The organism is Paracoccus sphaerophysae, assembly GCF_000763805.1.
Lineage (GTDB): Bacteria > Pseudomonadota > Alphaproteobacteria > Rhodobacterales > Rhodobacteraceae > Paracoccus > Paracoccus sphaerophysae.
Genome location: NZ_JRKS01000021.1, coordinates 25031 through 50293 on the forward strand (window position 1 = coordinate 25031; position 25263 = coordinate 50293).

The 25263-nt window shown below is 69.4% G+C and carries 26 protein-coding genes and 2 pseudogenes; 12 read left to right on the plus strand and 16 right to left on the minus strand.

The window, feature by feature from the left end; translation table 11 throughout:
* Positions 1 to 86 precede the first annotated feature (86 nt).
* The 4 genes from IC63_RS08225 to IC63_RS19070 all read left to right on the plus strand — a co-directional run bounded on the left by IC63_RS08225 (position 87) and on the right by IC63_RS19070 (position 3191).
* Positions 87 to 1064 carry a peptidylprolyl isomerase gene (locus tag IC63_RS08225; RefSeq protein WP_052042005.1) on the plus strand — a complete coding sequence of 326 codons (978 nt, stop codon included), beginning with the start codon at positions 87 to 89 and terminating at the stop codon, positions 1062 to 1064.
* A 2-nt stretch (positions 1065 to 1066) separates the two neighbouring features.
* The gene (gene argJ, locus IC63_RS08230; protein WP_036718947.1) at positions 1067 to 2464 is read left to right on the plus strand and encodes a bifunctional glutamate N-acetyltransferase/amino-acid acetyltransferase ArgJ; all 1398 of its coding nucleotides are present in this window, start codon (positions 1067 to 1069) and stop codon (positions 2462 to 2464) included.
* 57 nt (positions 2465 to 2521) lie between these two features.
* On the plus strand, positions 2522 to 2920 hold the full coding sequence (gene mutT / locus IC63_RS08235) for an 8-oxo-dGTP diphosphatase MutT (RefSeq protein ID WP_036718950.1): 399 nt from the start codon (positions 2522 to 2524) through the stop codon (positions 2918 to 2920).
* A gap of 142 nt (positions 2921 to 3062) precedes the next feature.
* Entirely contained in the window at positions 3063 to 3191 is a 129-nt protein-coding gene (locus IC63_RS19070; RefSeq protein WP_269634715.1) for a hypothetical protein, read from the plus strand.
* A gap of 153 nt (positions 3192 to 3344) precedes the next feature.
* Here IC63_RS19070 and infB read toward each other — a convergent pair whose 3' ends face one another.
* The 7 genes from infB to IC63_RS08270 all read right to left on the minus strand — a co-directional run bounded on the left by infB (position 3345) and on the right by IC63_RS08270 (position 13133).
* The gene (infB, locus tag IC63_RS08240; protein ID WP_036718953.1) at positions 3345 to 5867 is read right to left on the minus strand and encodes a translation initiation factor IF-2; all 2523 of its coding nucleotides are present in this window, start codon (positions 5865 to 5867) and stop codon (positions 3345 to 3347) included.
* The gene (locus IC63_RS08245) at positions 5857 to 6495 is read right to left on the minus strand and encodes an RNA-binding protein (protein WP_036718955.1); all 639 of its coding nucleotides are present in this window, start codon (positions 6493 to 6495) and stop codon (positions 5857 to 5859) included. Before IC63_RS08245 ends, infB begins: the two co-directional genes overlap by 11 nt.
* Before the next feature lie 16 nt (positions 6496 to 6511).
* Positions 6512 to 8194 (minus strand): transcription termination factor NusA, encoded by a 1683-nt coding sequence (gene nusA / locus IC63_RS08250; RefSeq protein ID WP_036718961.1) that lies wholly within the window; start codon positions 8192 to 8194, stop codon positions 6512 to 6514.
* 2 nt (positions 8195 to 8196) lie between these two features.
* Positions 8197 to 8862: a ribosome maturation factor RimP gene (rimP, locus tag IC63_RS08255; RefSeq protein WP_084115643.1), complete on the minus strand. Its 666-nt coding sequence runs from the start codon at positions 8860 to 8862 to the stop codon at positions 8197 to 8199.
* A gap of 182 nt (positions 8863 to 9044) precedes the next feature.
* Positions 9045 to 10610 (minus strand): AI-2E family transporter, encoded by a 1566-nt coding sequence (locus tag IC63_RS08260; protein ID WP_198026283.1) that lies wholly within the window; start codon positions 10608 to 10610, stop codon positions 9045 to 9047.
* A 148-nt stretch (positions 10611 to 10758) separates the two neighbouring features.
* Complete coding sequence (locus IC63_RS08265) at positions 10759 to 11991, minus strand: saccharopine dehydrogenase family protein (RefSeq protein ID WP_036718964.1); 1233 nt, start codon at positions 11989 to 11991, stop codon at positions 10759 to 10761.
* Positions 11992 to 12029: 38 nt separating this feature from the next.
* Positions 12030 to 13133 (minus strand): carboxynorspermidine decarboxylase, encoded by a 1104-nt coding sequence (locus IC63_RS08270; protein ID WP_036718967.1) that lies wholly within the window; start codon positions 13131 to 13133, stop codon positions 12030 to 12032.
* 181 nt (positions 13134 to 13314) lie between these two features.
* Here IC63_RS08270 and IC63_RS08275 point away from each other — a divergent pair, with 181 nt between their 5' ends.
* The 4 genes from IC63_RS08275 (at position 13315) to IC63_RS08290 (ending at position 15362) form a co-directional block, all read left to right on the plus strand.
* On the plus strand, positions 13315 to 13734 hold the full coding sequence (locus IC63_RS08275) for a pyridoxamine 5'-phosphate oxidase family protein (protein WP_036718969.1): 420 nt from the start codon (positions 13315 to 13317) through the stop codon (positions 13732 to 13734).
* A gap of 64 nt (positions 13735 to 13798) precedes the next feature.
* Positions 13799 to 14059, plus strand: coding sequence for a glutaredoxin 3 (grxC, locus tag IC63_RS08280; protein WP_036718972.1), 261 nt, complete (start codon positions 13799 to 13801; stop codon positions 14057 to 14059).
* On the plus strand, positions 14056 to 14904 hold the full coding sequence (locus tag IC63_RS08285) for a carbon-nitrogen hydrolase family protein (protein ID WP_036718975.1): 849 nt from the start codon (positions 14056 to 14058) through the stop codon (positions 14902 to 14904). The genes grxC and IC63_RS08285 overlap by 4 nt, the downstream gene beginning before the upstream one ends.
* Positions 14901 to 15362, plus strand: a complete 462-nt coding sequence (locus tag IC63_RS08290; protein WP_052042006.1) for a MarR family winged helix-turn-helix transcriptional regulator — start codon at positions 14901 to 14903, stop codon at positions 15360 to 15362. The genes IC63_RS08285 and IC63_RS08290 overlap by 4 nt, the downstream gene beginning before the upstream one ends.
* A 59-nt stretch (positions 15363 to 15421) precedes the next feature.
* Here the strand turns inward: IC63_RS08290 and IC63_RS08295 are convergent, their stop codons facing one another.
* Both IC63_RS08295 and ubiG read right to left on the minus strand, forming a co-directional pair.
* Positions 15422 to 15607 (minus strand): hypothetical protein, encoded by a 186-nt coding sequence (locus tag IC63_RS08295; RefSeq protein WP_036718978.1) that lies wholly within the window; start codon positions 15605 to 15607, stop codon positions 15422 to 15424.
* Between the two features lie 40 nt (positions 15608 to 15647).
* Positions 15648 to 16385 (minus strand): bifunctional 2-polyprenyl-6-hydroxyphenol methylase/3-demethylubiquinol 3-O-methyltransferase UbiG, encoded by a 738-nt coding sequence (ubiG, locus tag IC63_RS08300; protein ID WP_036718980.1) that lies wholly within the window; start codon positions 16383 to 16385, stop codon positions 15648 to 15650.
* Between the two features lie 48 nt (positions 16386 to 16433).
* Here ubiG and pip point away from each other — a divergent pair, with 48 nt between their 5' ends.
* A complete protein-coding gene (gene pip / locus IC63_RS08305; RefSeq protein ID WP_036718982.1) occupies positions 16434 to 17411 on the plus strand; it encodes a prolyl aminopeptidase in 978 nt (325 codons plus the stop codon).
* Between the two features lie 73 nt (positions 17412 to 17484).
* Here the strand turns inward: pip and der are convergent, their stop codons facing one another.
* From der to IC63_RS08320, 3 genes are all read right to left on the minus strand, one after another.
* Positions 17485 to 18966 (minus strand): ribosome biogenesis GTPase Der, encoded by a 1482-nt coding sequence (gene der, locus IC63_RS08310; protein WP_036718984.1) that lies wholly within the window; start codon positions 18964 to 18966, stop codon positions 17485 to 17487.
* Positions 18966 to 20297 carry a PQQ-like beta-propeller repeat protein gene (locus IC63_RS08315; protein ID WP_198026284.1) on the minus strand — a complete coding sequence of 444 codons (1332 nt, stop codon included), beginning with the start codon at positions 20295 to 20297 and terminating at the stop codon, positions 18966 to 18968. Before IC63_RS08315 ends, der begins: the two co-directional genes overlap by 1 nt.
* 68 nt (positions 20298 to 20365) lie before the next feature.
* Complete coding sequence (locus tag IC63_RS08320) at positions 20366 to 21091, minus strand: tetratricopeptide repeat protein (RefSeq protein WP_052042008.1); 726 nt, start codon at positions 21089 to 21091, stop codon at positions 20366 to 20368.
* A gap of 182 nt (positions 21092 to 21273) precedes the next feature.
* Between IC63_RS08320 and IC63_RS08325 the strand changes: the two genes are divergently transcribed.
* The 3 genes and pseudogenes from IC63_RS08325 to IC63_RS17420 form a co-directional block, all read left to right on the plus strand.
* A complete protein-coding gene (locus IC63_RS08325) occupies positions 21274 to 21873 on the plus strand; it encodes a superoxide dismutase (RefSeq protein ID WP_036719013.1) in 600 nt (199 codons plus the stop codon).
* A gap of 159 nt (positions 21874 to 22032) precedes the next feature.
* Positions 22033 to 22509 (plus strand): annotated as a pseudogene (locus IC63_RS08330) (metallophosphoesterase); the annotation flags it as partial.
* A gap of 363 nt (positions 22510 to 22872) precedes the next feature.
* Positions 22873 to 22999, plus strand: a pseudogene (locus IC63_RS17420) (Fe-Mn family superoxide dismutase); the annotation flags it as partial.
* Between the two features lie 53 nt (positions 23000 to 23052).
* On the opposite strand, the gene IC63_RS08335 reads toward IC63_RS17420, so the two are convergent.
* The 4 genes from IC63_RS08335 to IC63_RS08345 form a co-directional block, all read right to left on the minus strand.
* Positions 23053 to 23715 carry a hypothetical protein gene (locus IC63_RS08335; protein ID WP_036718986.1) on the minus strand — a complete coding sequence of 221 codons (663 nt, stop codon included), beginning with the start codon at positions 23713 to 23715 and terminating at the stop codon, positions 23053 to 23055.
* A gap of 159 nt (positions 23716 to 23874) precedes the next feature.
* Positions 23875 to 24528, minus strand: coding sequence for a TSUP family transporter (locus IC63_RS08340; protein ID WP_232222553.1), 654 nt, complete (start codon positions 24526 to 24528; stop codon positions 23875 to 23877).
* Positions 24529 to 24631: 103 nt separating this feature from the next.
* The gene (locus IC63_RS19075; RefSeq protein WP_269634716.1) at positions 24632 to 24754 is read right to left on the minus strand and encodes a hypothetical protein; all 123 of its coding nucleotides are present in this window, start codon (positions 24752 to 24754) and stop codon (positions 24632 to 24634) included.
* A gap of 57 nt (positions 24755 to 24811) precedes the next feature.
* The coding region (locus tag IC63_RS08345; RefSeq protein WP_052042010.1) for a sarcosine oxidase subunit gamma at positions 24812 to 25263 on the minus strand (452 nt) is incomplete at its 5' end.

Sequence of the window (25263 nt, forward strand, 5' to 3'; positions counted from 1 at the left end):
CGGATGTAGGCCTCGCCCGCCGCACTGTCAACGCTCGCGCCCGGACGCAGATGCGCCGCACGCGGCATCCGAAAGGACGATCGCAGATGCTGAAATCCGCCCCGGCGCTGGTTGCCGCCGCCCTGTTCGCAGCCCTTCCCGCCGCCGCGCAGGACGCGGCCCATCCCGCCGCCACGCCGGCGCCCGAGGCCGCGCCTGCTGGCGCCGCGCCGGCGGCCGAAGCTGCCGCGCCCGCGGCCGAACCCGCGGCGCCGGCCGCGCCTGCCGTCGCCCCCGCGCCGGCGGCCAGCGGCACCCCCAGCGCCCAGACCGTCGTCGCCACCGTGAACGGAGAGGCGATCACGCTGGGTCAGATGATCGCGATGAAGCAGGGGATGCACCAGGGCTCGACCGGCAACCTGCCCGCGCTGTGGGACCTGATGCTGGACCAGATCATCCAGCAGGCCGCCGTGGCCCAGGTCGCGGCGCAGTCGCTGACCGAACGCGACAAGGCGATGCTGGAACTGGACCGCCGCACCTATCTCGCGAACGCCGCGCTGGAACGGGTGGCCGCGGCCGAGCCGACCGAGGAGGAGCTGCGCGCCGCCTATGACGTGGCCTTCGGCGCCGCCACCGCGCCCAAGACCGAATACAACGCCGCTCACATCCTCGTCGCGACCGAGGAAGAGGCCAAGGCCATCGCCGACGAGCTGGCCAAGGGCGCCGATTTCGGCAAGCTGGCCGAAGAGCGGTCGACCGACAACAGCGGCGCCAACAAGGGCGATCTTGGCTGGTTCACCGCCGACATGATGGTCAAGCCCTTCGCCGACGCGGTGACCGGGCTGGAAAAGGGCAAGGTGTCCGCTCCGGTCCAGTCGCAGTTCGGCTGGCACGTCATCAAGCTGAACGATTCCCGCACGCAGGCCGCGCCCGAATTCGACGCGATCCGTGACCAGCTGGCGATGCAGGTGCGCCGCCAGAAGGTCGACGCGGAAATCCAGAAGCAGGTCGCCGCCGCCAAGATCGAGAAGACCAACGGCCTCGACGCCGCGCTGCTGAACAAGACCGACCTGCTGGACAAGTGATCATGGCCAAGAACGACAAGAAGAAGAAGGCGAAATCCGACAAGGCGCGCGAGGCCGGGAAGGCTGCCGGCAAGGCCGAGGCCAAGGCCAAGGCGTCCGCGAAGGGCAAGGCCAAGGCCGGCAAGGCCAAGGCCGCCAAGGCCGCCCCCGCGGCCAAGCAGGTGCTGGTTTCGCCTTTAGCCCCCGCCGCCTTTCCCGACATGCCGGTGATCGCGGGCGTCGAGTTCGCCTCGGGCGCGGCGGGGATCAAGTATCAGGGCCGCACCGACGTGATGCTGGTGCGGCTGGCGCCCGGGACGGCGATCGCGGGCGCGTTCACCCGCTCGTCCACCCGTGCCGCTTGCGTGCTGGACTGTCAGGACAAGCTGAAGGGCGCGCAGGACACCAAGGCCGGTGCGGCGATCGTCGTGAACTCGGGCAACGCCAACGCCTTCACCGGGGCCGAGGGCCAGCGCGGCGTCGATGCCGTCACCGGCGCGGTGGCGCAGGCGCTGGGGGTGCCGGCGCGGCGGGTGTTCTCGTCCTCGACCGGCGTGATCGGAGAGCCGCTGCCGGCGCAGAAGATCGTCTCGATCATCGGCGATCTGCAATCGTCGCTGGACGCGGGCGGCATCGCCGGCGCGGCGCGGGCGATCATGACGACCGACACCTTCCCCAAGGGCGCCGCGGCCGAGATCGCGGGCGAGGGCGGGCCGATCCGGATCGCCGGCATCGCCAAGGGCTCGGGCATGATCGCCCCCGACATGGCGACGATGCTGGTCTATCTGTTCACCGACGCCACCATCGCGCCGAAGCTGCTGCAGCGCATCCTGTCGGGGCTGCTGGACGAGACCTTCAACGCGATCACCGTGGACAGCGACACCTCGACCTCGGACGCGCTGATCCTGGCGGCGACGGGCAAGTCCCCGGCCGCCCCGATCGCCGACCTGCGGTCGCGCGTGGCCCGCGATTTCGCTGCGGCGCTGCGCGGGGTTATGCTGGATCTGGCGCAGCAGGTGGTCCGCGACGGCGAGGGCGCGACGAAGTTCGTCGAAGTCCGCGTGACCGGCGCGGCCTCGACCGCCGACGCGCACAGGGTGGCGATGGCGATCGCCAACTCGCCGCTGGTCAAGACCGCCATCGCCGGCGAGGACGCCAACTGGGGCCGGGTCGTGGCCGCTGTCGGCAAGTCGGGCGCGCAGGCCGACCGCGACCGGCTGTCGATCCGATTCGGCGACATGGTGCTGGCCGAGAATGGCTGGCGCGCGCCGAGCTATGACGAGGCCGCCACCAGCGCCTACATGAAGGGCGACAGCCTGGTGATCGGCGTCGATCTGGGGCTGGGCAAGGGTGCGCGCACGGTTTGGACCTGCGACCTGACCCACCGCTATATCGACATCAACGCCGATTATCGGTCGTGACCGCAGCACCGGGGGCTTCGCGCCCCCGGACCCCCCGGGATATTTGGGCAAAGAAGAATGAAGCTGTTGCTGGTCGCCGCCGTCGCGCTGATCGACCCCGAGGGGCGCGTGCTGCTGGCGCAGCGCCCGGAGGGCAAGTCGCTGGCCGGGCTGTGGGAGTTTCCGGGCGGCAAGGTCGATCCCGGCGAGACGCCCGAGGCGGCGCTGATCCGCGAGCTGGACGAAGAGCTGGGGATCAAGACGTGGAATTCCTGTCTCGCCCCCCTGACCTTCGCGAGCCACTCCTATGACGATTTCCACCTGCTGATGCCGGTATTTGCCTGCCGCCGCTGGCAGGGTGTGCCGCAGCCGCGCGAGGGGCAGCAGCTGGCCTGGGTGCGGGCCGCCGAGCTGACGCGCTATCCGATGCCGCCGGCCGATCTGCCGCTGATCCCGATCCTTCGGGACTGGCTGTGACGTGACGAATTTGCAACAGACACGTCAACTTGCAGTTGTTTCGTCGCAGGCGCAGATTTTGCTAACGTTCTGTTAACAATTTGTGTCTTAATGAAGCATGGCGATGAAAACAGGCGCGCCGCGCTCGGGGAGGAGCTTCAGAATGATCAGGACCATTACGGTTGGCAGCTATATTTCCGTCCAGGGCATGTTCGAACGTGACCTCGGGAACGGGCAGATCGCGGTGAAGGTCGGTGAGCAGACCTATGTCGGCAAGGCCGTGACGCGGTAACCAGCGCAAAGGCGGGCGCAGGTCCGATGCTTGCAACCTGACGGGGCGTGCGGGATTTCCGCCGCCCCTTTTTCGTGGCCTCTCCCTTGCGGCGGACATGAAAAAGGCGCGGTCCCGAACGGGCCGCGCCTGTTCCTTTGCGGTGAGACGCCCTTACAGTTTGCGCTCGACCTCTTCGCGCTCGAAGATCTCGATCACGTCGCCCTTGCGGATGTCGTCGTAGTTCTCGAACGCCATGCCGCATTCCTGGCCGGACTGGACTTCCTTGACCTCGTCCTTGAAGCGCTTGAGCGTCTTCAGCGTGCCCTCGTGGATCACCACGTTGTCGCGCAGCAGGCGCACGCCCGCCGACCGGCGCGCCACGCCCTCGGTGACGAGGCAGCCCGCGACGTTGCCGACGCCGGTGACGCGGAACACCTCGCGGATCTCCGCGTAGCCGATGAAGTTCTCGCGCACCTCGGCCGACAGCAGACCCGACGCGGCGGCCTTAATGTCGTCCACGAGGTCGTAGATGATCGAGTAGTAGCGGATCTCGACGCCCTTCTGGCTGGCCGAGTTCCGGGCCGGCGCATTGGCACGGACGTTGAAACCGATCACCGGGGCGCCCGACGCTTCGGCCAGGCCGATGTCGGATTCGGTGATGGCGCCGACACCAGAGTGCAGCACGCGCACGCGGACCTCGTCGTTGCCGACCTTCTCGAGCGCCTGCACGATCGCCTCGGCCGAGCCCTGCACGTCGGCCTTGACCACCACCGGCAGCTCCGCCACCGACTCGTCGGCCTTGGCCTTGGCCATCAGCTCCTGCAGCGTGGTCGCGGCACCGGCGGCGGCGCGCTTGTCCTTGGCGGCCTGGATCCGGTAGTCGGCGATCTCGCGCGCCTGCGCCTCGGTCTCGACCACGTTCAGGACGTCGCCCGCCTCGGGCGTGCCGTTCAGGCCCAGAACCTCGACCGGGACCGACGGGCCGGCCTCGGCCACCCGCTCGCCCTTGTCGTCGATCAACGCGCGGACCTTGCCCCACTGCTCGCCGACGACGAAGATGTCGCCCTGCTTCAGCGTTCCGTGCTGGACCAGCACCGTGGCCACCGGGCCCCGGCCGACGTCCAGCTTGGCCTCGATCACGGCGCCCTGCGCCGCGCGGTCGGGGTTGGCCTTGAGTTCAAGGATTTCCGCCTGCAGCGCGATCGCTTCCAGCAGGTTGTCGAGCCCCTGCCCGGTATGGGCCGAGACCTCGACGTCCTGCACCTCGCCGGACATCGCCTCGACCACCACCTCGTGCTGCAGCAGGTCGGTGCGGACCTTCTGCGGATCGGCGGCCGGCTTGTCGATCTTGTTGATGGCGACGATCATCGGCACGCCCGCGGCCTTGGCGTGGTTGATCGCCTCGACCGTCTGCGGCATCACCGCGTCGTCGGCGGCCACCACCAGCACCACGATGTCCGTGACGTTGGCGCCGCGCGCCCGCATCGAGGTGAACGCCGCGTGGCCGGGGGTGTCGAGGAAGGTCAGCACCGCCCCGCTATCGGTCGTCACCTGGTAGGCGCCGATATGCTGGGTGATCCCGCCGGCCTCGCCCGAGACGACGTTGGCGTGGCGGATCTTGTCCAGCAGCGAGGTCTTGCCGTGGTCGACGTGGCCCATGATCGTGATGATCGGCGGGCGCGCGGCCAGGTCCTCGGCCTTGTCCTCGACGGTGTCGATGGCCTGTTCGACGTCGGCATCGGTGACGCGGACCGCGCGGTGGCCGAATTCCTCGATCACCAGTTCCGCGGTGTCGGCGTCCAGCGACTGGTTCGCCGTCACCATCATGCCCATCTTCATCAGCGACTTGACGACGTCGGCCGAGCGTTCGGCCATCCGGTTCGCCAGTTCGCTGACGGTGATCGTTTCCGGCAGCTGGACGTCGCGGACCTGCTTTTCGGGCCGGTGCGACTGGCCCATCGCCTTGGCGCGGGCCTTTTCCTGCTTGCGCTTCATCGCAGCGAGGCTGCGGACGCGGCCGCCCTCGCCCGACAGGGCCTGGCTCAGCGACAGCTTGCCCTCGCGGCGCGAATCGCCGCCCTTGCCCTTGCCCTTGTCGCGGTCGGCCTCGGCACGCTCGCGTTCGGTCGGGCGGCGCATCGGCGCACCCTTGTCGGCGCGGGCGGCGGCGGCCTCGGCCGCGGCGCGGTCGGGGGCGGTCGAGTTCGCGGGCTTGGCCGTCACCTCGGCTTTCTTCTGGGCGCGCAGTTCCGCCTCGCGGGCGCGGCGCTCGTCTTCCTCGGCCTTGGCCTTCAGCGCCTCTTCGCGCTCGCGCTCTTCGCGCTCCTTGGCCTCGATCTCGGCGCGGCGGCGTTCGCGGTCTTCCTCGCGGGCCTTTTCCTCGGCGGCACGGCGCTGGGTATCCTCCGCCTCGCGCGCCTTGGCGGCGGCCAAGGCCTTGAGCCGGCGTTCCATTTCCGCTTCGGAGATCCCGGCCGGACGCTTGGAGGGGTCCGACGCGACCGCGGCGGGAGAGTTGGGACGCGGCGGCACGCCACCGGCCGCGACGCCCGGCTTGGGCACCACGACGCGCTTGCGCTTGGTCTCGACCACCACGTTATGCGTGCGCCCGTGGCTGAAGCTCTGCTTCACCTGCCCCGGCCGGCCCGCGCCGCCGCCCAGACCCAGGGGTTTCTTTCCGTCTTTATCGCTCATCCGTTCCCGCATCCTTCACGGCAGTCGAACTGCCCATCTGCCCGCGCAGACCGTTCAGTCTGCTGGCGTCCCTGATTACCTTGTCGGTCAGGCCCCCCGGCGCGAGCGCGCTGTGTATGACATGATCGCGCCCGAATGCCAAACCGATTTCCGATGCCGTGAGGCACCCGAACCAGCGGCCGCCGGGCGGCGTCCACAGCTTGCCCTTGCCACGGTCCGACCCGTCGCTGGCTTGTAAAAGCACCCTCGCCTTGCCGTCGGCGAGCCAGTTCTTGACCTTCTCGAACCCGGCCACCGCGTCGCCCGCCTTGCGGGCCAGCGAGACGAGTTCGACCACCCGCCGCGCCAGCGCGGCCTCGATGCCGTCGATCAGGTCGGCGTCGGCCTTAACCTGGGCCTTCGCGCCGCGCGAGAAAAGCCCCTTGGCGACCGCTTTTTCCAAGGTCGGCCGGTCAGCTGCGACCCAGAAGCCGCGGCCCGGCAGTTTTTCGGCCAGGTCGGGAATGACCACGCCGTCCGGCCCCGCGACAAAGCGGATCAGCCCGGCCTTGGGCTGTACCTCGCCGGTGACGAGGCAGCGCCGTTCCGACGGTGCCTCGCGGTCCTTGGTGCGACCCCCGCGCGTCAACAGGCGGTCCGGGGCGTTACACCCCGGCCTCCGCGGGTTGCGCGGCGCCATCCTCGGCGTCGGCGGCGGGGTGCAGTTCGTCCGGGTCCACCCACCCCAGCATGACGCGGGCGGTCATCACCATGTCCTGCGCCTGTTCCAGATCGACGCCGAAGGGTTCCAGCAGCCCGTCATCCTTGACCCGCTGCCCGTTCTGGGTGGTCCAGCCGCCGGCCAGTTCCCAGTCGGCGCAGGTGGCAAAGTCCTCCAGCGTCTTGACGCCGTCCTTGGCCAGCGCCTCGACCATCTGCGCGGTCAGCCCCTCGAATTCGATCAGGCTGTCCTCGGCGCCCAGCGCGCGGGCATTGTCCAGGGCCGCCTTGGCTGCGGCTTCCAGGTGGTCGCGGGCGCGGGCCTGCAGTTCCTGCGCCGTGCCCTCGTCCACGCCGTCGATGGTCAGCAGTTCGTCCAGATCGACATAGGCCACCTCCTCGAGGTTGGTGAAGCCCTCGGCCACCAGCAGCTGGGCGAAGAATTCGTCCAGGTCCAGCGTGTCCATGAACAGCTGGGTGCGGGTGTTGAACTCGGCCTGACGGCGCTTCGATTCCTCTTCCTCGGTGAGGATGTCGATATCCATGCCGGTCAGTTGCGACGCGAGCCGCACGTTCTGCCCGCGCCGCCCGATGGCGAGCGACAGTTGTTCCTCGGGGACCACGACCTCGATGCGGGTCGCGTCCTCGTCGATCACCACCTTGGCGACCTCGGCCGGCTGCAGCGCGTTCACGAGGAACGTCGCCTGGTCCTCGGACCACGGGATGATGTCGATCTTTTCGCCCTGCAACTCGCCGACCACGGCCTGCACGCGCGAACCGCGCATGCCGACGCAGGCGCCCACCGGGTCGATCGAGTTGTCGTACGAGATCACCGCGATCTTGGCGCGCGACCCCGGATCGCGGGCGCAGGCCTTGATCTCGATCACGCCGTCATAGATCTCGGGCACTTCCATCTTGAACAGCTCGGCCATGAACTGCGGGTCGGTGCGCGACAGGAAGATCTGCGGGCCGCGGGTCTCGCGGCGCACGTCCTTGACATAGGCGCGGATGCGGTCATTCGGGCGATAGCTCTCGCGGCCGATCTTCTCGTTGCGGCGCAGGATCGCCTCGCCGCGGCCCACGTCGACGATGATGTTGCCGTATTCCTCGCGCTTGACGATGCCGTTGATGATGGTGCCAGTGCGGTCCTTGAATTCCTCGTACTGGCGGTCGCGCTCGGCCTCGCGGACGCGCTGCAGGATCACCTGCTTGGCCGATTGCGCGGCGATCCGGCCAAGCTCGACCGGAGGCACGATTTCCTGGAACACGTCGCCCGGCTGCGGGCCGCCGGCGAAATCGTCCAGCCGCTGCCCGTCGCGGGTCCAGAAATTGCCCGCGTCCTTCTGCGTCTCGAAATAGGGCTTGGCCTGGTCGGCGGTGAACTGGGCCTGGTAGTTTTCCAGTTCTTCCTCGTCCACCACGGTGCGGGCGCGGGTAAAGGTGGCGTTGCCGGTCTTGCGGTCGATGACCACGCGGATGTCCATCTCGGCGCCATAGCGCGACTTGGCGGCCCGGGCGAGGCTGTCCTCCATCGCCTCGATCACCAGATCGGGGTCGATCATCTTTTCCCGCGCGACTGCCTCGGCGGTCTGCAACAGCTCGAGCTGGTTGGCAGAGGTGATGGCCATAATCACTCCTTGTCGTCGTCGGCGTCGTCGCCGGAATAGGTCACGATCTCGTCGAATTCGTCATCGGGCTGGTCGTCGTCGGGCTGATCCGCCCCTCGGCCGTCACCGATGCCCGCGCCGGCCTCGGCGCCGGGCGGCAGGGTGCCGGCCTCTTTCCGTTCCTTCAGCATCAGGGCGATCAGCTCGTCGGTCAGCAGCAGCTTGGCGTCCGACAGCAGGTCGAAGTTCAGCCCCACCGTCACCGTCTCGCCCCGCTCCTCGATGTTCAGCAGCACCTCGTCACCATCGACGCCGGCCAGCACGCCCTTGAAGCGCTTGCGCCCGTCGATCGGCTGGTTGGTTTCCAGCCTTGCGTCATAGCCCTCGAACGTGGCGAAGTCCTTGAGCCGGGTCAGCGGCCGGTCGATGCCGGGGCTGGAGACTTCGAGGTGATAGGCGTCCTCGAGCGGGTCCTCGACGTCCAGCGTGGCGCTGACCGCGGTCGAGATCTCGGCGCAGTCCTCGACGTTGATCCCGCCCTCTGGCCGGTCGGCCATGATCTGCAGCGTAGCGGTCTTGCCGCCCTGCAGGCGCAGGCGCACCAGCTCGTAGCCCATGCCCTCGATCACCGGCTGGATGATCTCGGCCAGGCGCCGGTCGATGGCGGTCTTGGCGATGAGGTCGGTCATGTCCGATCCCTGAAAATGAAAAACGGGCCGTCTGGCGGCCCGCAAAGCGTTCGGTGGGCAGGGTGTGGACCCCTGCGCCGCTGTGAGGGTCATATAGTGCCCCAACCCCATCTGTGCAAGGGGCCGCAGCGGCGCGCCCCGCGGGGCGGGGCCGGGAGGCGCCACGCCCCCCGGTCAGCGCCTCAAGCGGGCCGGGGCGGCGTGGTCCCGGCGGGCGGCGGGGCGGCGGTGTCGCCGGCGCCGTTCGCTGCTTCCGCCTTGGAGGCCGCGACCTCGGCCAGCGCCGCGTCGGCTTTGGCCTTGGCCTCAGCCTCGGCGGCGCGCTCGGCCGCCTGTTCCTCTTCGCTCAGCGGCGGCAGCTCGTCCCCGGCCAGGAAGTTGCCGAACTTCTCCAGCCCCGGGATGTGGTCGGCCAGCACCCGGATCACGACCAGCATCGGAACCGCGACGACCATGCCCAGGATCGACCACAGCCAGGCCCAGAGGGCGACGGTCAGGAACACCACGACGGTGTTCAGCTGCAGCCGGCGCGACACGAAATAGGGCGTGACGAACTGGCCCTCGATGGCAGTCAGGCCGAAATAGGTGCCGCCCACCAGCAGCGCCCACCACACGTCGTCAAAGACCACCAGCGCCACGACGAAGGCCCCGACATAGCCCAGCGCCGCGCCGATATAGGGGATGTAGTTCAGCAGCGCCGCGGCCACGCCCCACAGCAGCGGCGAGGGCATCCCCAGCGCCCACATCGCAAGGCCCGAAACCACGCCGAGGCCGACGTTGATGACGGTGATCGACGCCAGGTAGTTGCCCAGGCTGCCCTCGATCTCGCGCAGCGCATCATATGCGGCGCGCTTTTCCTTCAGCGTATCGAAGCTTTGCACGATGCGCAGATAAAGCAGGTCTCCCGACGCCAGAAGGAAGAACAGGAAGATCAGCGTGAAGAAGGTCTGGCTGAGGATCGCCGGACCCATCGAGACCAGCATCGAGGTGGTGCTGGCGGCCTCGGACGGGGCCGTGACCTCGACCCGCAGTTCGTTGGTGGCTGGCGGGGCGCCGGTATTCGGCTGGGTCACGGTCGAGGAGGCGGTGACCGAGCCGGTTCCGGCAGCGGGGGTATCCTGCGGGGCCGAGCCGGGCACGCCCACGGGCGCGCCAAGCGCGTCCTCGGCCGACGCGGCCTCGGGGCCGGACGGGCCGGCGGCGCCGGGCACGGCCACGGTGGCCGGCGCATCGACGGTGGCGGTCGCGGTGGTCGAGGTCTGCGCCCCGCCCGCCGCATCAGGGGTGACGGTGGTGACCGTCGCCGCCGTCGAGCCGCCGGTCAGTTCGTCCAGCCCCTCGGCGGCCTGTTCGATGCCGCGGAAGTTTTCGCGGAAGTCCTGGTATTTTTCCTTGAGCTGGCGGCTGATCTGCGGCGCGTCGTCGATCAGGTCGCCGGCCGGGCCCGAGATGAAATACCCCAGCACGCCTAGCCCCGCGATCATCCCCAGCACGACCAGCCCGGCGGTGATCCCCGGCGCCACGCCACGCCGGTCCATCCAGCGCCGCAGCGGTACGAAGACGAAGAACATCAGGATGCCGAGGCACACCGGCATCAGGAACGCCCGCGCCGTCGCCAGCATCTGGAAGGCGAGGATCAGGAAGATGCCGATGACCGCCCAGTTCGCGACCGGCGACCGCGGGCGTTCCTCGTCCAAGTGGTGGCGCGGGAACATGTGCCTGCTTGGGGTGGTCGTCTGCCGATCCATGATGAACGCCTTTTCACTGGGGAACGCGGGGCTGCGAAGAACCAAGCCGCGCGGAATGGCGTCGGCCCGTATGAACGGGGCAGCACCCGGTTGGTTCCGCCAGCGCAGCAAGCTTTTCCGAGAGGCCGCGCGTGCCCCGCCGCGGGGGTCAGATCGGGCGGTCTCCGTCGGCGTCGATGACCCGCGTGGGCAGGCCCATCTCGCCCAGCAGTTCCAGGAACGGACGCGCCGGCAGGTCCTCGACATTGACCATGCGCTTCACGTCCCAGTCGCCGCGCGCGATCAGGATCGCGGCTGCGACCGGAGGCACCCCGGCGGTGAAGCTGATGCCCTGGCTGCCGACCTCGTCATAGGCCTCGCGGTGGTCGGCGACGTTGTAGATGAAGACCTCGCCCGGCTTGCCGTCGCGGGTGCCCTTGACTAGATCGCCGATGCAGGTCTTGCCGGTATAATCGGGGGCCAGCGACGCCGGGTCCGGCAGCACCGCCTTGACGACCTTCAGCGGCACGACCTCGAGCCCCTCGGCCGTCTTCACCGGCTGTTCGGACAGCAGGCCGAGGTTTTTCAGCACCGTGAACACGTTGATGTAATGCGGGCCGAAGCCCATCCAGAACCGAACGTCCGACTGCGGATAGCGGACGGACAGGCTGTGGACCTCGTCATGGCCCGACAGATAGGCGGTCTGCTTGCCGACAACCGGAAGGTCCCATTCGCGCCCGACCTCGAACATCTCGTTCTCGCGCCATTCGCCGCCCTGCCAGCTATAGACGGTGCCGGTGAACTCGCGGAAGTTGATCTCGGGGTCGAAGTTGGTGGCGAACCAGCGACCGTGAGATCCGGCGTTGATGTCCACGATGTCAATCGAGGTGATCTCGTCGAAATATTCGTCCTCGGCCAGCCGCGCATAGGCGTTGACCACGCCCGGATCGAAGCCCGCGCCCAGGATCGCGGTGATCCCCGCCGCCTCGACATCGCCGCGCATCGGCCATTCGTGGTTCCCGTACCACGGCGGCGCCTCGCAGATCTTGTCGGGGTCCTCGTGGATGGCGGTGTCGATATAGGCGGCCCCCGCCTCGATGCAGCCGCGCAGCACGGTCTTGTTGATGAAGGCCGAGCCGACGTTGATGACGATCCTGGCCCCGGTCTTGCGGATCAGTTCGGCCACCGCGGCGCTGTCCATCGCGTCCAGCGCGTGGGTGGTGATGGTGCGGCCCGCCGCCGTCCCCTTTTCCCGGATCGAGTCCACGATGGCGTCGGCCCTGGACTGGGTCCGGTTCGCCATGTGAATCTCACCGAACTCGGCCGCCCGTTGCGCGACCTTGTGGGCAGTCACCTGGGCGACGCCGCCAGCGCCGATGATGAGGACGTTGGGTTTGTCCACCGCAGCATTCTCCGTGTCAGGGGCAGGTCAGGGGCAGGTCAGGACAGCGAGTCCCGATAGTCGTCGTAACCGAATGAGCGGGCGGTGGTGATCGTTCCGTCACGCTCGCGGATGCAGATGGCGGGCATGGCCACGCCGTTGAACCAGTTCTTCTTGACCATCGTATAGCCGGCCGCATCCTGGATGCTGATCCGGTCCCCGACCTTCAGCGGCTGCGCAAACCGCGCCTCGCCGAAGATGTCGCCCGCCAGACAGGACTTGCCGGCGATCTGATAGGGGTGGTCCCCTTCCTGCGGCAGCTTGGCGTTCTCGCGGTAGATCAGCAGGTCGAGCATATGCGCCTCGATGCTGGAATCGACGACCGCGACCTCCTTGCCATTGTTGAGGATGTCCAGCACCGTCACCTCGAGCGTGGTGGTCCCGGTGATGCTGGCCTCGCCCGGTTCCAGATAGACCTGGACGCCGAAGCGGTCGGCAAAGGCCCGGAGCCGGTCGGCCAGCGCGTCCAGCGGATAGCCCTCGCCGGTGAAGTGGATGCCGCCGCCGAGGCTCACCCAGTCCAGCTTTTCAAGGAAGCTTCCGAACTCGGATTCGATCCGGTCCAGCTGGCCCGCGAACAGGTCGAAGTCGCGGTTCTCGCAGTTATAGTGAATCATCACGCCCGAAATCCGGTCGAGCGCCGATTCCAGCCGCGCCATGTCCCATTCCCCCAGCCTCGAGAACTGCCGCGCCGGGTCGGCGAGGTCGAAGCCCGAGGTCGAGAACCGCGGGTTCAGCCGCAGCCCGCGCGCGATGCCCTGCGCGCGGGCCGCGAAACGGTCCAGCTGGCCCAGGCTGTTGAAGATGATCTTGTCGGCATAGCCCACCGCCTCGTCGATCTCGTGATCGGCCCAGGCGACGGAATAGGCGTGGGTCTCGCCGCCGAACTTCTCGCGCCCCAGCCGCAACTCGTTCAGCGAGGACGAGGTCGTGCCGTCCATCGACTGCGCCATCTGGTCGAACACGCCCCACGTCGCAAAGCATTTCAGCGCCAGCAGGGTCCTGGCCCCCGACCGCTCGCGCAGCCGGACCATCTTGTCCATGTTCGCCTGCAGCCGCGCGCGGTCGATCAGGTAGAACGGCGTCTGCGGTTCGGTGCTCATCGGCGAAGCCTCGGACGGGAAACGGGAAAGCGGCGATATAAGCGCCGCGCGCCGGTCTGGCAAGGAACTGTGACAGCGCGGTGACGAAGGCTTGGGCCTGCCGGGGAACCCGCGGGTGCGGCGCGTTCCCCGGCACGGTTCGCGGCGCCCCATCACGCCCGTGACGCAGGGAGGGATTACGATGGCTGACACACCGACCCGCAAGGACTTGGCCAAGGCAATGCGCGACATGGATCTGTGCTTCATGTCCACGCATGGCGCGGACGGGACGATTTCCAGCCGTCCGATGTCCAACAACGCCCAGGTCGACTGGGACGGCGACAACTGGTTCTTTTCGCATGGCGACACCCGCAAGGTGCGCGAACTGGAAGCCGATCCCGCGGTGACGCTGGATTTCCAGTCCAGGGACAGCTGGATCACCCTGCAGGGCGAGGCCGAATTGCACCGCGACAAGGCGCTGTTCGCGGATCACTGGACCAAGGACCCGGACCGCTGGTTTCAGGACGGCATCGACACCCCCGGCCTGACCCTGATCCAGGGGCGCGCCCGGTTGGCCGAGGTGAATGGCCGCATGGGCGAAGGCCGCGTCGATCTGACCTGACACTGGAACTCGGGCGCGGCCGTCCCCATTGTCTGCCCATCCGCAGCACGAAAGAAAGACCGTCATGGCCGCCCGAGTCGAAGTCTATGCCACCCAATCCTGCCCCTATTGCCACATGGCCCGCGGCCTGCTGGCCAGAAAGGGGGTCGAATACGAGCTCATCGACGTCGGCCGCGACCCCGACAAGCGCGCCCAGATGACCCAGCGTGCCAATGGCCGCCGGACGGTGCCGCAGATCTTCATCGACGGGGTGCATGTCGGCGGCTCGGACGACATCCACGCGCTGGACCGGGCCGGCAAGCTCGACCCGATGCTGGGGCTGTGAGGCAGCTACGCGCCGCGCTGGTGCAGCTGTCGGTCGGCGACGATCCGGCGGCGAACCTGCCGGCGACGGTGGGCTTCGTGCGCGAGGCGGCGGCGCGGGGTGCGACGCTGGTGCTGACGCCCGAGGTCACCAACTTGATTTCCTCGGACCGCGCCCATCACGCCGCCATGCTGCGGACCGAGGCCGACGATCCGACCTTGGCCGCCCTGCGCGCCGAGGCGGCGCGGCTGGGGATCTGGCTGTCCATCGGGTCGCTGGCGCTGAAGGCCGAGGACCCGGCCGAGCGGCGCTTCGTCAACCGCAGCCTGCTGATCGACCCGCAGGGCCGGATCGCGGCGCGCTATGACAAGATCCACATGTTCGACGTCATCATCTCGTACCGCGAATTCTATCGCGAAAGCGCCCATTGCCGGCCCGGGGACCGCGCCGTGCTGGCGCAGGGGCCGGTGCCGATGGGGCTGACCATCTGCTACGACGTGCGTTTTCCGCATCTGTACCGGCGGCTGGCCCGGGCCGGCGCTCAGCTGCTGACCGTGCCCGCGGCCTTCAACGACACGACGGGGGCGGCGCATTGGGACGTGCTGCTGCGCGCCCGCGCCATCGAGACCGGCTGCTTCGTGCTGGCCGCCGCCCAATGCGGCACCCACCCTGCGCCCCATGCGCCCGCCCGTCCGCCGCGCCGCAGCCACGGCCACTCGCTGGCCGTCGCGCCGTGGGGCGAGGTGCTGGCCGATGGCGGCACCGAACCGGGCGTCACAATCGTCGATCTGGACCTCGCCGCCGTCCCCGATGCCCGCCGCCGCGTCCCCGCCTGGCGCCACGATCCGGTGATTTGGGGGCCATGACCGACGATCCCGCCAACGCTGAGACCGCCCGCGCGCTTGCCGCGAGCCTGTTCGCCGAGCTGATCGTCGGTGAGCAGCTGGCCAACCGGCTGGTCACGCGGAGCCTTCCCGGCGGGATGCAACTGTCGCATTTCTCGGTCCTGAACCTGCTCGCGCATCTGAACGACGAGCGCACCCCGGCGCAGCTGGCCGAGTCGTTCCATGTCGGGCGCAGCGCGATGACCAACACGCTGTCGCGACTGGAATGGGCCGGCTACGTCCATGTCCGCCCCGACTGGGACGACGCGCGGCGGAAATGGGTGGCGATCAGCCCATCGGGCCGGGCGGCGCGCGACGCGGCGCTGGCGGCGTTCCTGCCCCGGCTGGCCGACATTGTCCGCGACATCGGCCCCGCCGAGGTCCGCCGCGCCCTGCCCATCCTGCGCCGCCTGCGCGAACGGCTGGAGGACGAGACCTAGCTGTCGGGGGCCAGCGGGGTTGCGTCACGCGGCGAGTGGGCGTTCACGCTCGTCGGCTGTCAGGCTTCGGCCAGGCGATTGGCGACGAGTTCAGCCTTCATCCGGTGGGTTTCTGACTGCACGTGGCCTGCCCGGACATATTTCCCCACTCGTATCGGTATGTCGTGTTCCGGGAACGAGCCAGCAATGCGGACGACGAAGCCTTCCTGCCTGGTCAAGTCCAGCGCCTGCGCCAGGTCATTCATGGGGCCCAGCCCCCCTGTCAAACGAAAACCAAGCGCCCCGTTATCCCCGCACCCCCGCCATCAGGTAGTTCACCGCCAGGTCGCGCCGGGACAGGGACCAGCTCCACCCCAGCGGGTTGAAGACCATGCCGGCGCGGTCCACCACGCGGACGCCGGCGGCCTCGAACATCCCCGCCAGCTCGTCGGGGCGTATGAAGCGGCTCCACGCGTGTGTGCCGCGGGGCAGCCAGCGCATCACCCACTCGGCGCCGACGATGGCGGCGGCAAAGCTCTGCGGCGTTCGGTTCAGGGTCGAGGCGATCAGGACGCCGCCGGGCCGCAGCAGCCGGGCGCAGGTGGTGAGGAATTGCTGCGGATCGGCGACGTGCTCGACGATCTCCAGCGCCAGCACCACGTCGAACTGCGCGCCCTCGGCCAGCAGCGACTCGGCGGTGACGGCGCGATAGTCGATCGCCAGCCCCGACTGTTCGGCGTGAAGCCGCGCCACCTCGATATTCTCGGCCGCCGCATCGGCGCCGGTGACCGCCGCCCCCAGCCGCGCCATGGGTTCGGAAATCAGCCCGCCGCCGCAGCCGATATCCAGCAGCCGCAGCCCCTCGAACGGGCGCAGCGACTTGCGGTCGCAGGCGAACTCGGCGGCGATCTGGCCGGTGATGTAGTCCAGCCGCACCGGGTTCAGCATGTGCAGCGGCTTGAACTTGCCGGCCGGGTCCCACCACTCGGCCGCCATGGCGCGGAACTTGGCGATCTCGGCATCGTCGATGCTGGATGCGGTCATGGCGGTCTCCTTATGGCCGGCGGGAATTGCGCGGTGTATAACCCTGTCATGGACCGCTTGGCAGGGCAAAACACTGCGTCATCCCGGCACGGTCGGCTGTTTGCGCCGATCGAGCCGTTCGACCGCCGCCGGATGGACCGGGGTGACGGGCATGTGCTGTATGTCGAACAATGCGGCAATCCCGACGGGCGGCCGGTGATCGTGCTGCATGGCGGGCCGGGCGGCGGCTGCAGCCCTGTGATGCGGCGCTTCTTCGACCCCGGCCACTGGCGGATCGTGCTGTTCGACCAGCGCGGCTGCGGCTTGTCCACCCCGCAGGCGAGCGTCGTGGCCAACTCCACCCCGCACCTGCTGTTCGACATCGACGCCATCGTCGCGGCGCTGGGGCTTGGCCCGGCTGTGCTGTTCGGCGGCAGCTGGGGGGCGACGCTGGCGCTGGCCTATGCGCAGGCGCGGCCCGAGGCGGTCAGCGCGCTGGTGCTGCGCGGGGTGTTCCTGGGCCGGCAGGCAGAGCTCGACTGGTTCTACGGCGGCGGCGCCGGGCGGTTCTGGCCCGAGTTGTGGGCGCGCTTCATCGCCCCGATCCCTCCCGAGGAACATGGCGACCTGATCGCCGCCTATCACCGCCGCCTGTTCAGCGGCGACCCGGCGACCGAGACCCGCCACGCGATCGAATGGATGGCTTGGGAAAACGCGCTGGCCGGCATGGACTGCCCGACGCCGGCCAATCCGCCGCCGGACTATGCCCGCGCCTTCTCGCGGCTGGAAAACCACTATTTCGCCAATGGCTGCTTTCTGGACGAGGGCCAGCTGCTGCGCGACCGCCCCCGGATCGAGCATCTGCCCTCGATCATCGTGCAGGGCCGCTATGACATGGTCTGCCCGCCGCTCAGCGCGTGGGAACTGGCCCGCGGCTGGGACAAGGCGGAACTGCGGATGGTCCCCGCATCAGGCCACGCCCTGACCGAACCCCGCATCGCCGCCGAACTGGTCCGCGTCATGCAGATCATGGCCGGCGTGGACTGAACGCGCGCCCCCACTTCTTCTTTGCCCAAATATCCCGGGGCCCGGGGCAGAGCCCCGGTCCGACGCCGCGCCCTCACGCCCCCTTGGGCTTCTGGCGCTCCTTGTGCTTGGCCAGCGCCCCGGTCGGCCGCTTGTTCGACTTGTCCTTGTACGGGTTCTTCTCGCCCTGATCGCGGAAGCTCAGCCGGATCGGCGTGCCGGGCAGGTCGAAATCCTGCCGCAGCCCGTTCACAAGATAGCGGCGATAGCTTTCCGGGATCTGGTCGGTATGCGTGGCCATCACCACGAACCCCGGCGGCCGGGTCTTGACCTGGGTCATGTAGCGCAGCCGGATGCGGCGGCCGCCCGGCGCGGGGGGCGGGTGCGCCTCGGTCATCGCGATCAGCCACTGGTTCAGCCGCGCCGTGCCGATGCGGCGGTTCCAGACCTCGTGCGCCTTGACCACCGCGTTGTGCAGCCGGTCCAGCCCCTTGCCCGTCCGCGCCGAGACGGTCACCAGCGGTGCGCCCTTGAGCTGCGGCAGAAGCCGCTCGAACGCCTCGCGCAGCTCGTTCAGCTTGTGCGGCTTGTCCTCTTCCAGGTCCCACTTGTTCGCTGCGACGACCACCGCGCGGCCCTCGGTCTCGGCGAAATCGGCGATGCGCAGGTCCTGCTGTTCGAACGGGATCGCCACGTCCAACAGCACCACCACCACCTCGGCAAAGCGCACCGCGCGCAGCCCGTCGGCCACGGAAAGCTTTTCCACCTTGTCCGAAATCCGCGCCTTCTTGCGCATCCCCGCGGTGTCGAAGATGCGCACCGGCGTTCCCATGAACTCGGTCCGGACCGAGATCGAATCGCGGGTGATCCCGGCCTCGGGGCCGGTCAGAAGCCGGTCCTCGCCGATGATCTTGTTGATGAGCGTGGACTTCCCTGCGTTGGGCCGCCCGATCACCGCGATCTGCAGCGGGCGCGCGTCGCTGGGGCGCCAGTCGTCGGCGCCCTCGCCGGTCTCGGCCTGCTCGTCGGTCAGGGTGACGTCGGTCACCGGGGCGATCGGGGCGGGACGCTCGCTTTCCACGATCTCGGCCAGCGGCGCGAGCTCGCGGTACAGGTCCTCGAGCCCCTCGCCATGTTCAGCCGAGATGCGGATCGGCTCGCCCAGGCCGAGGCCCCAGCCCTCGGCGGCGCCGGCTTCGCCCGCCCGGCCCTCGGCCTTGTTGGCGGCCAGCAGGACGTGCTTGGCCCGGCGGCGCAGGATGTCGGCGAAGTATTCGTCGGCCGCGGTCACCCCGGCGCGGGCGTCGATGACGAACAGGCAGATGTCGGCCTCGTCCACCGCGCGCTCGGTCAGGCGGCGCATCCGGCCCTGCAGGCTGTCGTCCTCGACCATCTCGAGCCCGGCCGAATCGATCACCACGAAGCGCAGGTCGCCCAGCCGCGCGTCGCCCTCGCGCAGGTCGCGGGTCACGCCCGGCTGGTCATCAACCAGCGCCAGCCGCTTGCCGACCAGACGGTTGAACAGCGTGGACTTGCCGACGTTCGGGCGGCCGACGATGGCGAGGGTAAAGCTCATCAGCGATAGGCGTGCAGGTTGCCGTCGCGGCCGGTGACATACAGCGTGCCGCCGGACACGACCGGCGCCGTCGCCGCCCCGCCGGGGATCGCCGCGTCGCCGACCAGCGCGCCCGAGCGCGGGTCGAACGCCCGCAGATGCCCGTCCGAGGCCGCCACGAACAGCCGCCCGCCGGCCAGCACCGGGCCGTAATGGGCGACGATGTCATCCTGCTTGCGGACCCGGTCGGTGGTGTAGAGCGGCAGCTTGGTGGCGAAGATGCGCGCCCCGGTGGCCGCGTCCAGCCGCACCAGCTGGGCCTGGTCGTTGACCGCGAACACAGACCCGCCGGCCAGCAGCACCGGGCTGTTGGCGCCGTCCTTGTGGGACCACAGCTCGGCCCCGGTCGCCCGGTCGAAGGCGTTGATCCGCCCCGAGGACGACCCGCCCAGCACGATGTTCCCCGCGATCACCGGATCGCCGGTCAGATCGCGGATGAAGGCGATGGCGCGGCCGCGGCGCGAGCCGGCGACCTGCGCGCTCCACCGTTCGACGCCGGTGGCGGTGTCGACGCCCAGCAGCTGGCCCGAGGCGAAGGGAAAGACGACCAGGTCGCCGTCGACCGCGGGGGCCGACACGCCGGTGACGCCCGACTGTCCGGCGATGCCGCTGACCGTCCACAGCACCTTGCCGTCCTCGGCGCGGACCGCCCAGCCAGTGGCGTTGCGGGCGGCGACATAGACGGTGCCGTTCTGCACCGTGGGGGCGCCGCCGACCGCCGCTTCGACCCGCTGCCGCCACAGGATGCCGCCCGAGGCCGCGTCCAGCGCGACCAGTTCGCCATAGCCGGTGGTGACCAACACCCGCCCGCCCTCATAGGCGATGCCGCCGCCCGAGGCGCTGTCGCCGGTTTCCGTCGGCGGGGTCAGGTCGCGCGTCCAGGCGGTGCCGCCCGACAGCGCCGTCGCCACCACGCGGGCCCGGCTGTCGAGCGTGAAGATGCGGCCGCCGGCGACGACCGGATCGGCGGTGATGCGGTGGCGCTTGCCCGAGGGCTGGCCGATCGGGGCCGAAAACACCCGCTGCGTCCCCGCGCCCAGCGTGGCGTGGGGGATCAGATGCGCCGGGTTGGCGGCGCGGGTGGTCCATTCCACCGACCGCGGCGCCGGCAGGTTCAGCGCCGTGGTGGTGACCGCCCCGCCCTCGTCCACCGCCGGCCCTTCGGGCGACACGACCGCGCGCGGGTCCAGCCGCGTGCCGGGCAGGGTCACCTCGCGCTCGGCACAGGCGCCCAGCGCCGTCAGGGCGACCAGGGGCAGCATCGCGGTCAGTCGGGGGATCGGGCTGGACATCTCGGGCTCCGGCAGATGATGCGGGCGGTGGGATCGGGCGTCTTGGGTCGGCGGCGTCTGGGTCTGGGTCAGTTGGCGGGGGCGGGCACGACCTCGGCCTCGCGCACGGGATCGGGGGTGGTCTGGGTCGCGGGTTCGGGTTCCGGGTCCACGCCCAGGGTGATGAGCAGTTCGGCCAGCCGGCGGCGCTGCGCCTGGCTCAGCCCGTCCTTCTGCTGGATCTGGCGGATCAGGGTAATCGCGTCCTGGTCGCGGCCGGCATCGACCAGCGCCACGGCCTTCAGCTCGAGCGCGATCAGCTCGAACGGCGCGCCGGGGGCGGAGAGCGCGGTCAGCGCCGCGTCGCGCGCGGCCGCGTCCATCCCCTGCCCCTGCGCCAGCACAGATTTCAGCGCCGCGAGATCGCGCATCACGCGGTCCTCGCCGGCGGCGGCCGCGGCGGCGTCATAGCGCTGCGCGGCCTCGGCGGCGTTGCCGGCCTCGGCCAGCGCGTTGGCGGCCAGCACCTCGCGCAGCGCGGTCTGGCCCGGCCGGGTGGTGGCGACAGCGGACAGCGCCGCGGCCCGGGCGGCGCCGTCACCCTCGGTCGCCTCGGCGGCCAGGATCGCGTCGCCAAAGGCGCGCGCGTTGCGGTCGGCGCGGGCGGCCGACCATTCGCGCCAGGCCGCGGCCCCGACCAGCGCGACGATCGCCAGGATCGCGATCCAGCCATAGCGGCGCAGGAACAGGAACAGCCTGTCGCGGCGCAGGTCCTCGGTCACCTCGTCGATGAAGCTGTCGTTCTGGTTGGCCATAAGCGCGCGCTGTCCCCAGTCGTCGTCCCGATCTCTACGCGCCCTTCTATACGCGCCGGCCCGGGTTTGCCAACGGCTGCGCGGAACCCCGTCCCATCACGAGGCGTTGCGCCGGGTGAGTGTCCCGCGTAACCTTCGCGGTCGAACCGAGTTTCGACGAAATCCTTGGAAAGGAAAGCAAAATGGCCTTTACCCTACCCGATCTGCCCTATGCCCACGATGCCCTTGCCGCCGGCGGCATGTCCAAGGAGACGCTGGAATACCACCACGACAAGCACCACAAGGCCTATGTTGACAAGCTGAACGAGCTGATCGCCGGGACCGAGTGGGAAAACAAGTCGCTGGAGGAGATCATCACCGGCAACTACAAGAAGGACGCCGTCGCCCAGAACGGCATCTTCAACAACGCCAGCCAGCACTGGAACCACACCCAGTTCTGGGAAATGATGGCGCCCACGTCGCCCGCCATGCCGTCCGAGCTGGAGGCCGCGATCAAGGACAGCTTCGGGTCGGTCGACGACTTCAAGAAGAAGTTCTCGGAAGCCGGCGTCGGCCAGTTCGGGTCCGGCTGGGCCTGGCTGGTGAAGAACGCGGGTGGCGGGCTGGAAATCACCAAGACCGAGAACGGCGTCAACCCGCTGTGCCACGGCCAGACCGCGCTCCTGGGCTGCGACGTGTGGGAGCATTCCTACTACATCGACTTCCGCAACGCGCGGCCGAAATACCTGGAGAATTTCCTCGCCAATCTGGTGAACTGGGAAAACGTCGCCGCGCGGATGTGAGGCTTGACGCGGCGGGGTTTCCTGCGTGGCCTGCTGGGGGTGACCCTGGCAGGCTTTTTGCTGGCGCTGTGGTCCTTCTGGGTGACGCCTGCGTGGCGGTTGCGGATCGTACGCTGGCGCATCCTCCGCGACGACTGGACCGGCCCGCCCCTGCGGATCGTGGCCCTGTCCGATTTTCATGTCGGCGAACCTTATGTCGGCCCCAACCGCATCCGCCGCATCGTCGCCCGCGCCAATGCGCTGGACCCCGATCTGGTCGTCTTGCTGGGCGAATACGCGGCGGGCCACCGCTATATCACCCGCCCGGTCAGGATCGCCGAGATCGCACCGATCCTTGCCAGCCTGCAGGCACCACAGGGTGTCTTTGCGATTCTCGGCAACCATGACTGGTGGGATGACAAGACGGCCCAGCGCCAGGGCGGGGGCCCGAACCTGTACGCGGCGGCGTTAGAGGCCGCCGGGATTCCCGTCCTGTCGAACAGCGCGGTCCAGCGGGACGGATTCTGGCTGGCGGGGCTCGAGGATCAGCAGGCGCTGCTGCGGGGCCGCCAAGGCATCGTGGGGCTGGACGACCTGCCCGGCACGCTGGTGCAGGTGCCCGAGGACGCGCCGCTCATCCTGCTGGCGCACGAGCCGGATATCTTTCCCAATGTGCCCGACCGCGTCGCCCTGACCCTCTCGGGCCACACGCATGGCGGTCAGGTGCGCCTGTTCGGCTGGTCCCCCGTCGTGCCCTCTCGTTTCGGCAACCGCTATGCCTGGGGCCATGTGCGCGAAAAGGGCCGCGATCTGGTCGTGAGCGGGGGATCGGGTGCTCGATCGTTCCGGTGCGGTTCGGGGTGCCGCCGGAAATCACGGTGGTCGAGTTGTCTGGCCCCCGCACGTCTTCGGCCCCGTCGAGGCCGCCGCCCCGTCCAGCACCCCGCACAGATATTCCCGCACCGACCGGAACGCGATGATGCGCCGTTCTCGCGCCCCGCGCGCAGGCGACCCGCGCCAACCGCATTGTTGGGCTGCGACGTGCGGCAGCATTTCCAGCTACATCGACTTCCGCAACGCGCGGCCGAACCTGGAGAATTTCCTCGCCAATCTGGTGAACTGGGAAAACGTCGCCGCGCGGATGTGAGGTCGGCGGTTCAGAGATAAGGAAGGTTCGCAGCGATGCGGGCCTGTTTTGTATCAGGGGCAGGCAATCTCTGCATAAAGAACAGGTTCGGCTGGGCCGAATCGGATCCGATCATTTCCAGGGCCAGTCCTGTCAAGTTCCAGCGCCTTCGGGCGGCCGGGCCTGATCGTGCAGCCGGGACGCGCAGCGGTCAGGATACGCTGCGCGAGGCCCCGCTGTTCATCGATCCCGAGTTTCGGGTCCGGCTCGCAGACCAGTTCGCCGCTGGCACGCCGGTCGCAAGGGGCAGCCGTCACTTCGCCGGTCGACATGACATGGGCCTTGTATTCGGCTGTGGGATCAGCCTTCTGCGTATCCCGCGTTCTGCCCAGTGCCCCCGACGTGCAGCCCGGGCAACCGGGGTATCGCGTCGCCTCGATCGCGGCCGAGCGTTCCCAGTCTGCGGTTGTCGGACGGCGCCAGCCATGCTCACTGAAGAACCGGTCGTAGGCGGCGGGGCTCCATCTATAGCTTACCGCGACGGTCGGCGGGACCGGATAGTTCCGCGCCGTCCGGACGGGATGAAGCGCCAGGCGGATTTCCCCGACATCCAGCGTCAGTTCGGGGGCGCCCGCAGCAACTTGCCTGCCCGTGAACGGGTCCAGCACCTGACCGCCTTCGGTGCAGGCGGCCACGACCAGCGTGGCGGTCAACAAGATCGTGCGGCGCAAGGACATTCCGGGCTCCGTGGCGACAGGGGCAACAATCCGCCCTGCGACGATAGCACCCGATCATAGCGCGGCTCTAGCCCCGTCCCTGCTGCCGCCGCCTCGTGCAGCACGCCGCGCAGATAGTCCCGCACCGACCGGAAGGCGATGATGCGCGACCCAGCGCCCTCACGCCACAGCGCGCAGGCGACCCGCGCCGCTCGCGCGCGGCGCACCGCATCGGCGGGCAGCGCCCGCGCTTGCCGGGGCGCGCGGCTGCGGTGATAAAACGAAAACCACCGCCCCGCTGCCTGCCTTCTTCACAGCGGGGAACGCACCACCATCTGCGCGCCCAGCACCAGCAGGAACGCCAGAAAGACACGCCGAAAGGGCGCCGGACTGATCCGGCTGCGCAGTTTTCTGGCCGGCCCACATCCCGACCAGCGCAGGTGCCGGCGCGGCCAGCGAAAGCCCCTGGGTCTGACCTGCGAATGCGCCATGCGCCCCCAGTCCGACCGCAAGCACCACGGTCGAGGCCGTGAAGGACAGCCCCAGCGCCTGGACCAGATCGTCGCGCGACAGGCCCAGAGCCTGAAGATACGGCAACGCCGGGATGACGAAGACCCCGGTTGCGCCGGTCACCAGACCCGTCAGGCCGCCGATCCGGGGCGACAGCCACTGCGCGGCCCCTGCGGGCACACGCAACTGGCGCGCGAACAGGGTGTAGGCAGAATAGGCACCAGCGCGATCCCCAGCGCCGTGACGCTGCCGTCGCTTTCGCCGCCGGTCAGCCAGGCAACGCTCAGCAGCGGGCCGGCGCAGATCGCCAGCATGATCGGCCACAACCTTCGGATCAGCGGGCCGAACGCGGCCCCCATGACCAGTTGCCAGACATTGGTCACGAACGAGGGGACGATCAGCAGGCTCGCGGCGGTGACGGGCGAGATCAGGGCGCCAGCACCCCCATGGCGACCGTCGGCAGCCCCATGCCGGTGACGCCCTTGACGACCCATGCGAAGAAGAACGTCACGAAGATCGCAGCCAGCAGCCCCGCCGAAAGATCGCTCACGTCCTCCCCCTCGCTTGGTCGCGGACAGGCATGTCGCCTGGGGCCGGAGAGGCAGGCTTAGCGCGGCTCCAGCCCCGTTCCCGCTGCCGCCGCGCCCTCCAGCACGCCGCGCAGATAGTCCCGCACCGACCGGAACGCGATGACCCGCCAGCCGCCATCCCGACGGGCCCCGCCCTGCCGCCACAGCGCGCAGGCGACCTGCGCCGCGCGCGTCCGGCGCACCGCGTCGGGGGGCAGGGAGTCGAAATCGACCGGGCACAGCTTGGCCAGCGCCTGCGCCGCCTGCGGGCCGGCCAGGTCAAAGACGCAGCGCATGGCGCTCACGTCCTGCACCAGCGCGTGCTCGGTGGACAGCGCGTCGCGCAGTGCGCCCAGCGCCTCGGCCGTCTCGGGACCCGGCAGGACCAGCAGCAACTCGTCCGGGGACATCCAGCCCAGCCAGCGCGCGCCATCGGCGGTGAAGCGCGGCGCCCCCGGGGTCGCCGCGGCCGCGGGGCTGGGGGGCCCCC